General features: G+C 46.2%; 10 protein-coding genes and 1 other RNA gene. 8 read left to right on the top strand and 3 right to left on the bottom strand.

The window, feature by feature from the left end:
* Positions 1-244: 244 nt before the first annotated feature.
* Both JGK22_RS17250 and JGK22_RS17245 read left to right on the top strand, forming a co-directional pair.
* Positions 245-991, top strand: coding sequence for a dienelactone hydrolase family protein (locus JGK22_RS17250; protein ID WP_293184726.1), 747 nt, complete (start codon positions 245-247; stop codon positions 989-991).
* Between the two features lie 149 nt (positions 992-1,140).
* The gene (locus tag JGK22_RS17245; RefSeq protein ID WP_293184723.1) at positions 1,141-2,040 is read left to right on the top strand and encodes a S1 RNA-binding domain-containing protein; all 900 of its coding nucleotides are present in this window, start codon (positions 1,141-1,143) and stop codon (positions 2,038-2,040) included.
* 397 nt (positions 2,041-2,437) lie between these two features.
* On the opposite strand, the gene JGK22_RS17240 is transcribed toward JGK22_RS17245, so the two are convergent.
* Both JGK22_RS17240 and purD read right to left on the bottom strand, forming a co-directional pair.
* Positions 2,438-4,609: a HAMP domain-containing sensor histidine kinase gene (locus JGK22_RS17240; RefSeq protein ID WP_293184720.1), complete on the bottom strand. Its 2,172-nt coding sequence runs from the start codon at positions 4,607-4,609 to the stop codon at positions 2,438-2,440.
* Positions 4,610-4,871: 262 nt separating this feature from the next.
* Positions 4,872-6,263: a phosphoribosylamine--glycine ligase gene (gene purD, locus JGK22_RS17235; protein WP_293184718.1), complete on the bottom strand. Its 1,392-nt coding sequence runs from the start codon at positions 6,261-6,263 to the stop codon at positions 4,872-4,874.
* Positions 6,264-6,602: 339 nt separating this feature from the next.
* Here purD and JGK22_RS17230 point away from each other — a divergent pair, with 339 nt between their 5' ends.
* The 3 genes from JGK22_RS17230 to JGK22_RS17220 all read left to right on the top strand — a co-directional run bounded on the left by JGK22_RS17230 (position 6,603) and on the right by JGK22_RS17220 (position 8,595).
* Entirely contained in the window at positions 6,603-7,922 is a 1,320-nt protein-coding gene (locus JGK22_RS17230; RefSeq protein WP_293184715.1) for a 5-(carboxyamino)imidazole ribonucleotide synthase, read from the top strand.
* A 327-nt stretch (positions 7,923-8,249) separates the two neighbouring features.
* Positions 8,250-8,437, top strand: a non-coding RNA gene (gene ssrS, locus JGK22_RS17225) — 6S RNA.
* Between the two features lie 29 nt (positions 8,438-8,466).
* Positions 8,467-8,595 (top strand): hypothetical protein, encoded by a 129-nt coding sequence (locus JGK22_RS17220; protein ID WP_293184713.1) that lies wholly within the window; start codon positions 8,467-8,469, stop codon positions 8,593-8,595.
* Positions 8,596-8,667: 72 nt separating this feature from the next.
* On the opposite strand, the gene JGK22_RS17215 is transcribed toward JGK22_RS17220, so the two are convergent.
* Positions 8,668-9,270, bottom strand: a complete 603-nt coding sequence (locus JGK22_RS17215) for a hypothetical protein (RefSeq protein WP_293313272.1) — start codon at positions 9,268-9,270, stop codon at positions 8,668-8,670.
* Between the two features lie 59 nt (positions 9,271-9,329).
* Here JGK22_RS17215 and JGK22_RS17210 point away from each other — a divergent pair, with 59 nt between their 5' ends.
* From JGK22_RS17210 to JGK22_RS17200, 3 genes are all read left to right on the top strand, one after another.
* Positions 9,330-9,932, top strand: coding sequence for a hypothetical protein (locus JGK22_RS17210; protein ID WP_293313270.1), 603 nt, complete (start codon positions 9,330-9,332; stop codon positions 9,930-9,932).
* Between the two features lie 106 nt (positions 9,933-10,038).
* A complete protein-coding gene (locus JGK22_RS17205; protein WP_293184706.1) occupies positions 10,039-10,626 on the top strand; it encodes a TetR/AcrR family transcriptional regulator in 588 nt (195 codons plus the stop codon).
* A 141-nt stretch (positions 10,627-10,767) separates the two neighbouring features.
* Positions 10,768-11,193: a thioesterase family protein gene (locus JGK22_RS17200; protein ID WP_293225601.1), complete on the top strand. Its 426-nt coding sequence runs from the start codon at positions 10,768-10,770 to the stop codon at positions 11,191-11,193.
* Positions 11,194-11,258: the final 65 nt, after the last annotated feature.

Genomic DNA, 11,258 nt, shown 5'->3' with positions numbered 1-11,258 from the left:
GCAATTTCCGGGAAATGTGATGTTGTAAAATAGATTTTTGGAACGAACCGCGAACTCCGCAAACTTGGAGAACAAAAGCTCGATCAAAAAAACATCCTTAGTCGAGTTTATTGAGTCCGGAATTTGGTACAATGCCAACAATTTCTCTCAAAAACTTCTCTTTTCTTCCTCTGCGTTCTCTGCGCCCTCTGCGGTTAAAAAAAATCTCATTCACAAATCAAATAAAATTGGACTAAAACTCCCTATGCCTAACCCAGAAATTCGCACAGCTAACGTCACAATTCCCAATAGAGATTTGCAAATCGCGGCTTACCTAGCCCAACCCGCCGCCGCAGGGCAATTTCCCGCTGTGATCGTGATTCAAGAAATCTTTGGCGTCAACGCACACATCCGCGAAGTTACAGAAAGAATAGCAAAGGAAGGATATGTGGCGATCGCCCCAGCCATCTACCAGCGCCAAGCCCCCGGCTTTGAAACCGGCTACACGCCCGAAGATATCAAAATCGGCAGACAATACAAAGAACAAACTACCGCATCCCAACTGCTGAGCGACATCCAAGCCGCCATCGATTACCTCAAAACCTTACCATCCGTCAAACAGCAAGGTTTTGGCTGTATCGGTTTCTGCTTTGGCGGACACGTCGCCTACCTCGCGGCGACTTTGCCCGAAATCAAGGCTACAGCGTCGTTCTACGGCGCTGGTATCGCCACTCTCACCCCCGGGGGCGGATCTCCCACGATCGATCGCACAGCGGACATTAAAGGTACTCTCTACGCCTTTTACGGCACTCAAGACGCCAGCATTCCCAAAGAACAAGTTGACCAAATTGTCGCAGAATTGCAAAAACACAGAATTCCTTACCGAATTTTCAGCTACAATGCCGATCATGGCTTCTTCTGCGACCATCGCGGCAGTTTCAACGCTACCGCAGCAGCCGAATCGTGGGTGCAAGTGAAGCAGCTATTTCAACACGAACTTCAACCAGCTTAGAGAGTGGAAGATGAGAGAGAGGGGAGAGGGGGAGAGTGGGAGAGTGGGGGAACATCTTGCTTCTTGCTTCAACAACTGACAACTGTCAACTGACAACTGACAACTGTCAACTGACAACTAATTTACTGATAACTGACAACTAAACTGACATGAATTCCAAATCTACAGGTTCTCAAAGCGCAAAAGCATCTTTTTCAATGGATGATTTTGCTAAAGCCCTCGAACAGCACAATTATGAGTTCCAGAAGGGACAAGTAGTGCGCGGCAAAGTGTTCGAGTATGACTCAAATGGCGCGTATGTTGATATCGGCGGCAAGTCTTCGGCTTTTTTGCCGATCGAAGAGGCTGCTTTGAGAACGGTAACGGATTTGTCGGAAGTCGTTCCGCTAGACGAGGAACGGGAATTTTTAATTATCCGCGAACAAGATGCAGACGGCCAAGTTACTCTGTCTCTGAAACAGTTACAAATTCAGCAAGCTTGGGAAGATTTAGTTGCTTTGCAGGAAACTGGTAAAGTGCTTCAGGTGCGGGTTTCTGGGGCGAATAAGGGCGGCGTGACGGTGGATGTTGAGGGAATGCGCGGTTTTATTCCCCGATCGCACTTAGCCCAACGCGATAACATAGAATCGCTGATTGGTCAATCTTTGACCGTGAATTTCTTGGAAGTCGATCGCGAACGAGAAAAACTCGTACTTTCCCAGCGGATGGCCACTCAATCTTCTGCCTTAAATCAGTTGCAAATCGGTCAATTAGTGGAAGGAACAGTCAGCAGCATCAAGCCTTTTGGCGTGTTTGTGGATTTGGAAGGAGTTAGCGGTTTGCTGCACATCAAGCAAGTCAGCCAAAAATATATTGAGAACCTCGGACAAGTTTTCACCCCCGGCCAACCCCTGAAAGCCGTGGTAGTTGACCTCGATCAAAGTCGCGGTCGAATTTCGCTTTCTACTCGGGTACTCGAAAATTATCCAGGGGAAATGGTGGATAAAATGGCGGATGTCATGGATACCGCAGAAGAGCGATCGGAACGTGCTAGAAAAACTCTTTCTTAGGTTTTGACAATTGTACTCGTTTACTCGTTTTCACGCTAACCCTGAAAACGAGTAAACGAGGGAGGCGAAAATTATGAAAACTTGGGCGAAGGTATGTAGTTGCGCTTCAGCGCTCTTTATATATATATGTTGATCGAGAGCAAGGTATGTAGTTGCGCTTCAGCGCTCTTGATTATATATATTTATCAAGAGCAATGTGCGATCGGACAAGGTATGTAGTTGCGCTTTAGCGCTCTTTATATATTATAATCAAGAGCGCTCAAGCGCAACTACGTACCTTTCGGAGCGCTCAAGCGCAACTACGTACCTTTCGGAGCGCTCAAGCGCAACTACGTACCTATTAAGAGTGCTCAAGCGCAACTACGTACCTATTAAGAGTGCTCAACGACAACTTCCATTAAACAGTTTTAGCCGCAGTCGAACTTGTTTCAGTCTCAGCCTGTGCTTGCACCGTCCAAGCATTTTCCATATCTAGCGCTTGTTTCGCCTGATAAACTGGTAAGTCAAACCAGAAAGTCGTGCCCACATTAACTTCGCTAACTAAATTAATTTTAGTGTGGTGCTTGTCAATAATGTTTCTGACAATCGAAAGACCTAATCCCGTGCCTTCTAGAGTGTGGACTCGGTTTTCTACCCGGAAAAAGCGATCGAAAATTGCCTGCTGATCTTCGGGATCTATGCCAATCCCGGTATCAGAAATTTCGATCCGCACCACCGGAAAATGGCTGGTATTTGGTGGAAATTTGTGGGTTCCGGATGCGCCGTCTTCGCGTGGATGAGCATCCGACTCTAGGAAATAGGCTCGAATTGCCACCTTACCACCGGACTCGGTAAATTTTAAGGCATTTCCTACTAAATTTGCAAATACTTGCAGCAGCAAATCGTAATGACCTAAAGCTGGCGGCAAACAGGGGTCAACTTCTTGCTCTAATTCGATGCCTTTATCCCTGGCATTTAACTGATAAGTTCGCAGAGTTTGTTCGACAGCTTGGGGGAGGTCAACAGCGTCCAATTGATAAATTCGGCAGGATTCTAGGCGCGATAAGTCTAACACGTCGTTGACTAAACGAGTGAGGCGATCGGTTTCTCGATTGGCAATTTCTAGAAATTCCCGGCGTTCGCTTTCTAGAAGGTCTTCTCCGTACTCGTGGAGAGTTTCGATAAAAGATTTGATATTAAATAAAGGGGTTCTCAATTCGTGAGAAACATTGCTGATAAAATTGCTTTTAGCCTCATTTAGTTCGACTTCGCGAGTGATGTCCTGCACTGTCATGGCAATGCCTTTGAGACTGTCTCGGTACTGTCCGGAACCTTGATGCTTCGAGGTTTGCTCGTAGAATGTACACTCGATCGCGTTCGGGCGTTTTGACTCGGTACAGGTATTTTCCTCGTCGCGCACGCAGCTTTTGCACAGCGGTTCGGTGCCCGGGGCTTTGTGGAGAATTACGGTGGTTAGCAGAATCCGAATTGTGCGGTTGACTGGTTCGCTCAGAGTAATCCGAAATTCGCCGCCTTCGCGATCGCCCGCAGCGATTTCGTGCAGGGGTCTTGCTAACTCGCGCTGCACTTCCGCAGGTAAAATATTGACGACGTTAATGCCGATCGCATTTTTACCTTCCCATCCAAAAATCCGCCTCCCCGTCGGGTTGACTAAAATCACCTGCAAATTTGCATCCAGCAACAGCGCCCCATCAGCAATAGTTGAAACCAAAGTTTCTAGTTTCGCTTTTTCCGCTGTCAACTCTTCAATATTTTGTTCTTCATAACTCTCTAATTTCTCGGCCATCTCGTTAAAACTGCCGATCAACTCGCCCAATTCTCCCCCCAAAGGCAGGTCAACTCGCTGCTTAAAATTCCCGCCCGCGATATTTTTGACCCCAAATACTAATTGTTTGATCGGGTGAGTAATTGTCAGCGCATTAAATACAGCGCCCAAAATCACCATCACCCAAATCGTGACAAATACTGCTAAAGTAACATCCCTGGTTAGATTTGAAGAGATAACTGCTGCGGGATTGGGGTTAATGCCGATCGCCAAAACGCCTAAATACTTGTCCTCGTGAATTAGCGGCACAAATACGTCAGTAACTTCTCCGTCTGGCGTCAAGTGCTGCCGCACCAAAGGCAAAGAAGTTAAATTTCTCGCCTCAATGTCGGCGATAAAATTATCCGGGAGTTTAATTTGGCGGCGCAGTGTCAGGGAAGTTTGCACCTCAGATTCCGAGAAAGGTATCCCCAGAAAAATATCTCCTGCTTCGTCGCCGTACAGCATATAGCGGACGCTGGAGGTGCTGCTATAAAATTGGCGGGAAAAACGGGCTACTTCGGAGCGATCGTTTTTTGCAATCAACGGCGCCACATTTGCCGCCAAGAGCAGACCGAGGTCGCGGCCGTAGCGAGTATCGTTAAGTCTGGCGTCTAGTTGGATAGTATTCACGGCCCAAAAAGTCAGGCCGCTCATAATTAACGAAACTACGAGGGTAGCACCGGCCATCAGGCGAGTCTGGAGGGTAAAATCCGACCACCAGCGGGCAATAATTTCTCCGATTTTGTTTAGTATGGCCAGCATTTGAGCAGTTCACCAGTTGAATATTAAAAGGAAGATTAATTGAGTTTGTGGTCGATCGATTTTTCTGTCGCGACTTGTCCGCTACTGCCACCGCAGATGTGCCAAACTTTATTGTGGCACTTCTACCTTGAAATTGCTCTGCTTTTGGGCGGCCAAAACCTCTATCCTCCGGGGTTTTAATTCTATCTTCTGCTTGGGGGAGTTCTAGTATCCCCAGCGTGTCGAGCTTTCGGATAGCAGCGGCCACAGCAGGCCGCAATTCCTAATTTCGATCGACACTGGGCTCGACACTGGGCTCAACACTGGGCTCAACACTTGGCTCGACACTTGGCTCAACACTTGGCTCAACACTTGGCTCGACACTGGGCTCGACATTTTGAGGGGCCAGCGCTCGAAGGCCGATATCCCGGCGGCAGTAAACCCCTTCAAATTGGATGCAATCAACTGCTGCATAAGCTTTAGAGATAGCTTGTTCCAAAGTTTCTGCAACCGCCGTGACGCCCAAAACGCGGCCGCCCTCGGTCACTAACTGCTGCTGCTTCAACTGAGTGCCGGCGTGAAACACTTCTGCACCTTTGGCTTCAGCTTCCTCGATACCTGTAATAACTTTGCCTTTTTGATAATTTCCGGGATAGCCCCCAGAAGCTAAAACCACGCAAACAGAAGCCCCAGACTTCCAGCGAATGTTGGAATATTCACCCAGACGCTGCTGACAACAAGCAAACACCAAATCTTCCAGGGGAGTTTCCAAGAGGGACAAAACCGCTTGAGTTTCGGGATCTCCAAAACGACAGTTGAATTCTAAGACTTGAAGTTCTCTTTTCGGTGTAATCATTAAACCTGCGTAGAGGACGCCCCGGTAATCGATGTTGCGCTTTTGTAGCGCAGCGAGGGTAGGTTCAAGAATTTCTGCTTGAATCCTGTCCATTAGTTTGGGCGAGACAATTGGCGCTGGGGCGTAGGCTCCCATACCGCCGGTATTGGCTCCCTTGTCGCCTTCGCCAATGGCTTTGTGGTCTTGAGCTGCCAGCAGCGGTTCTACTGTGATACCGTCGGTGAGGGCGAGAATAGAGACTTCTTGACCGGTTACATATTCTTCGACGACGACTCGGAGGTTGTCGGTGCCGAATTCGCCTCTAAAAATGGTGTTGATGGCGCTGTGAGCCATTTTGACGGTGGTAGCAACGGTGACTCCTTTGCCTGAGGCGAGTCCGTCTGCTTTGATGACTATGGGTACTCCTTGTTCCACAACATATGCTTTGGCTGCTTCTGCGCCTGTAAATACGGCAGCTTTGGGTGTTGGGATTTGTGCTTCCAGCATCAATTCTTTGGCCCAGGATTTGCTGGATTCAATTTGGGCGCCGGCTTTGTTGGGGCCGAAAATCATCAGTTTTCGCTGTTGGAAGTAGTCAACGATGCCTAGCGATAGGGGCAATTCCGGGCCGACGATGACGAGTCCGATGTTGTTCACCATCACAAAGCGTTCTATGCCTTGGAAGTCGTCGATGTTGAGCGACAGATTTTGACAGCCTTTTGTGGTAGCTGTGCCGCCGTTGCCCGGAACGCAGAATACTTGTTTAATCCGCGTAGATTCTAGCAGTTTTTTTGCGATCGCGTGTTCGCGACCTCCGTTCCCCACAACCAAAACTTTCACAGTATCCTCACCTATAAATTTTGTTCCCTGAATGTCGCATTTTCAGTGTTTGCACCTGTCTATCTGCTTTTTGCAGTGCTGTCAATTATGCCATGCTTGGCGAATCGTGAATTGCTAGATGTGGCACTTTTCTGGAGGAGTGGGGAGCGATCGCTATTTGCCGGCATCCTGGGATCGTGCAATAATTCAAGACTTTCGCCGTCGATTTTTTCTAGGTTCTGCCTCGATTAAATCGTGCAATTAGCCCAAAAAAATTGCTTTTAAATATTCAATATTTCTCATACATTCGGCTACAAATAGCGATAAAATAAACAAGTTGATACCAGGAATTTTACTCACATGAAATCTAATCAAACCGCTGCGAGTTCGCCTGCCAAATTGAAGCGGGTGGGCGTTGTCGGCGGCGGTCAGCTAGCTTGGATGATGGGAGAAGCTGCTAGCGCGCTGGGTATTGAATTGGTAGTCCAAACTCCTAATGGTGATGACCCGGCAGTTTCTGCTGCTGTGGGTGCTGTTTTGGGGGCTGTTGATGATGTTTTGGCTACGGCTTATTTGGCGGATGGCTGCGATGTTATTACTTTTGAAAATGAGTTTGTGGATTTGGATGGTTTGCGAACGCTAGAACAGCAAGGTGTGTTATTTCAGCCGAGTTTGTCGTCGCTTTCTCCTTTGTTGGATAAGTACGTGCAGCGCTGTTATTTACAAAGGTTGGGTTTGCCAACTCCCAGGTTTTGGGCGCCAGATAGTATGGCGGATTTGGATTTAGATTTGTTGCAGGAACCCCAGGGAAGGCAGATTGGAGCAGGGGCTGTGGGGCATGAACCTATGTGCGGGGAAGTTGCGATCGACAATTTAGCAATTTCTGTTTCCGACAGCACACAGATAGAACAAAACTCGGAATCTGGGCCTAGAGATTTTCCCTTTGTCGTCAAAGTTCGCCGCCACGGTTACGACGGCCAAGGTACTTTTATTGTTAAGGATCGCGAGAGTTTTGAGTCAATTAGCGCTACACTTAAAGGTCAGTCTTTGCTGGTAGAAGAGTTTGTGCCGTTCGATCGCGAGTTGGCTGCGATCGCAGCTCGATCGGCAACTGGTGAAATAGCGATTTACCCGATCGTGGAAACTCAACAGCAAAATCAGGTTTGTCGTGTAGTGATTGCCCCCGCCGATATTAGTTTAGAGGTGCAAACCGAAGCTTGTGCGATCGCCCGTACTCTCCTCAATAGCTTAGAAGCCGTCGGCGTATTCGGCATTGAATTATTTTTAACCGCCGACAATAAGCTGTTAGTCAATGAAATTGCTCCCCGCACCCACAACTCGGGACACTTTACAATCGATGCTTGCAAAACTTCACAATTTGAACAGCATTTGCGCGCAGTTTGTCAACTGCCTTTAGGTAATTGCGATCTAAAATGTGCAGGTGCTGTGATGGTAAATTTGCTGGGCTACGAGTCTGCGGAGTCAGATTATTTAGAGAAACGAAAACAACTGGCACAAATTAGCGGCGCTTTTGTACATTGGTATGGTAAGAAAGTATCCCGCCCTGGCAGGAAACTGGGTCACGTTACTGTCCTCTTCGACGGGGACTTGGGGGAGAATGAAGGAAAGTCGGCTAGTGCGATCGCTCAAACCATTGAATCTATCTGGTATGGAAGTTAAATTGCTCGAAGAGTTGCCAAAATCGAGTTAGTTGCTGTATGTTAACTACCAGCCGGGAAGTCTAAGGGTATATTTAGAGGGGATTAATCTCAATTGCTGCGCGAAGTACCCCGTTGGGAATTACTCCTTGGGATGAAAGGCTCGTCGGGTGTAGATACCGAAACCGACAATTATTCTTTTATACCCCTTGATGATCTGGAAATACTCTGATACTATATTAACAAGTGGGGGTGGAACTACCTCACTATAAAAAGCCTTTGAAAAAAAGGAAAAAGAAGCCTGCGGTCTAACTGTACTCAGTTGACAGTCAGGTTTGTTCACATAAAGGTTCTACTGCGACGTTGGTGACTGCCAATAATGTTTTTTTGATCTATAACTCTTAACTCTCGGGAATCAAGATGTTTGGACAGCAGTAAACTGGGCTTGTACCCAGAAACTTTAAGTCCGAGCCAACGGTGCCCACCTGGTAAAATACCAGGTCAAAAGCTGAGGTAAGACGGCGTTGCGGTGAACCCTTAAAATATTGATTGAGATAGGCGCTAATATGGCTGGCCTATTTTTTTTATTGGGAATTGGGAATTGGGAATTGGGAATTGGGAATTGGGAATTGGGAATTGGGAATTGGGAATTGGGAATTGGGAATTGGGAATTGCATAAGTCCTATGATTATTAGTTTCGATCGCAAATAACACATAAATACTGACTACCGACTACTGACTACTGACTACTGACTACTGACTTCTTCTCAACCTTCCCGTACCATCCAGACAAGCATCGACAAAATTGTCTCGACAGGAGGAAACGGATAATCACTGACATCAATAGTCACAACTTGCCCTTCGAGTTTCATAAATCTCCAAGCAGTGCCGGTAGTTACTGAACCGTAAATAATCGGAATTGGGTTATTGTTAATTTCATTAAATCTTTGAGCCGCCACCATTTCAGCAATGCACTGTCCTAAACCGCTGTTAATGTTATCTCGCTTCGCTTCTACTAGCATAACAGCAGGTGCTTCTATCTCAAATTGCTCAGGAGAGCGACTGATTAAAAAATCGCAAACTCCGTTTAATCCCGCTGCGGTATCCACGGTGAAATCAGTGCCAGAAAATACGCTGATTTGGCGGTTCAGCAACCGTTTGACTTCCAAAAGTGCGGGAGCAATAATTAGTTCTGATTTAGCTTTTTCGGTTCCTACTGCGATCGCCCAAGGCACTGTATCTGCCAACAAACCTGCTAAAATAGCACTGGGTGCGATCGGCTCAACTTCCGGCAAAAAACGCCCGCCTTCAACTGCGGTCAATCCGAAGCTTTGCTTAACCTTTCGCAGTGTAAAATCGCTGTATGCCATGATTTTGATTTCAAATTTAATCAGATGCTATATTAACATCAATAAAAATGGTGCTTTCAATGCCCTACAGTGAATTCACACTCAGAAAAGCTAAACGCGATTTCGGCTTAACTACCGTAGAAGCAGGCAGATTTTTGCCACCAACCGAACCCATCGAGCCTAGTGTATATTTAACTGAATCCCTCATTGAAGGATTGCCGCTTGCTACAGCGACGGGTTCTGAAAAAGCGCGATCAGAACTGATTATTAGTCCTATTTTAGTCGAAGTCCGCAAGATTTTACAGCGGCAAGTGAGTCTATTTTCGGGAGAAGATTTTACTGTAGAGCCGGAGTTGGGATTGAGTAGTATCTGCGATTTTTTAATTAGTCGTTCTCCCGAACAAATATTAATCGAAGCACCAGCAATTGTGATTGTTGAAGCGAAAAAAGCCGATTTAAAAATGGGATTGGGACAGTGCGCGGCCGAGATGGTAGCAGCTCAAAAGTTTAATGAAATCAACAATATTGCGATCGGCACAATCTACGGAAGTGTCAGTAGTGGCACTGCTTGGAGATTTTTGAAGTTGGAGGCAAAAACTCTGACAATTGACCTCAATGACTATCCTGTGCCGCCTGTGGAACCTTTGCTGGGGATGTTGGTTTGGATGGTGCGGGATGGTTAGGGCTGCTTTAAGTTGAATTTTAAATTAATTGCGATCGCCCCTTGCCATTCACAGCTCGCTCTGCTATTCTCTAAAAAAGACCGATAAGTCGGTTAGCGCCATAAAAATGTCAAAAGCTCAAGAAACCAGAGAAAAAATTCTCAGGGAAGCCGCAGCACTGTTCAATCAGTACGGCTACTCAGGTTCTTCTATGTCTGACATCATGCGCGTTACAGGCTTGCAAAAAGGAGGAATTTACAACCATTTCAAGAGCAAAGATGAGTTAGCCCTGCAAGCTTTTGACTTTGCGGCTGAATGTATGCGCCGACAATATCTCGGGGCTTTGAAAGGAAAACGTCATGCGGTCGATCGGCTAAAAGCTGTTATATCTTTATTTAGCACGTTTGCCGAAAATCCTCCAATTCCAGGTGGCTGTCCCCTGTTAAATACAGCAGTTGAAAGCGATGATGCTCATCCAGCTTTGCGTCAGCGGGTGCAAATAGCAATGGATGGTTGGCGGGCTTTGATTTGCAAAATTATTAACAAAGGAATTGCTAAAGGCGAAGTTCGAGAAAATGTCGAAGCCGATGTAGTCGCAACTATTGTGATTTCAACCCTGGAAGGAGCCGTGATGATGAGTAAACTTTATGGGGATGCAATTCATGTCAAAAGAGCAATTGAGCATTTGCACGGATATCTCGACAGTCAACTTTAGAACCGAATAATTTTTTTGTTATCAAACAGACCTTTCGGTCTCAAGAGAGCAATTTCTCCTCGTTACTAGGCTCTGCCTCCAATTTTCCTCCCCAATCGAGGCAGTTTTTCAATTATTAAAAATAGACTGAGAGTACCCAAAATGCAAGCATCCAGCGAACAGAAAAGACCTTTGGAAATAGAATTAAGCTTTCCCGTACAAACTTACGATATCGACTTTGCGGGAATCGTTAGCAATATTGTTTATATCCGCTGGTTGGAAGACTTGCGAATCGCACTTGCTGATGCTTATTTTCCAGTACAGAAAATGCTAGAAAATGGTGTAGCTCCGATGTTGGTAAAAACAGCAATTGAATACAAGCAGCCGATTAATATTTTCGATAAACCAACTGGTAAAATTTGGATGAGCAAAATGAAATCGCTCAAATGGATGATGGATGCTGAAATAATTGTAGCTGGGAAAGTCGCTGCTATCGCCCAACAATCTGGTTGTTTTATTGAACTATCAACTCGCAAACCAGTGCCGATTCCATCTGAGTTTTCTCAAGCATATTTTGCTCAACAGTAAATCGATAAATTTTCACACAAAATACTTTTTGTAGTCAGGAGTTTAGTACTTAAATTTTACGCCGA

The sequence above is a fragment of the Microcoleus sp. PH2017_08_TRC_O_A genome (assembly GCF_020738665.1).
GTDB lineage: Bacteria > Cyanobacteriota > Cyanobacteriia > Cyanobacteriales > Microcoleaceae > Microcoleus.
The sequence above is the reverse complement of the archived record's forward strand: the minus strand, read 5'-3'. Positions and strand labels throughout refer to the sequence as shown.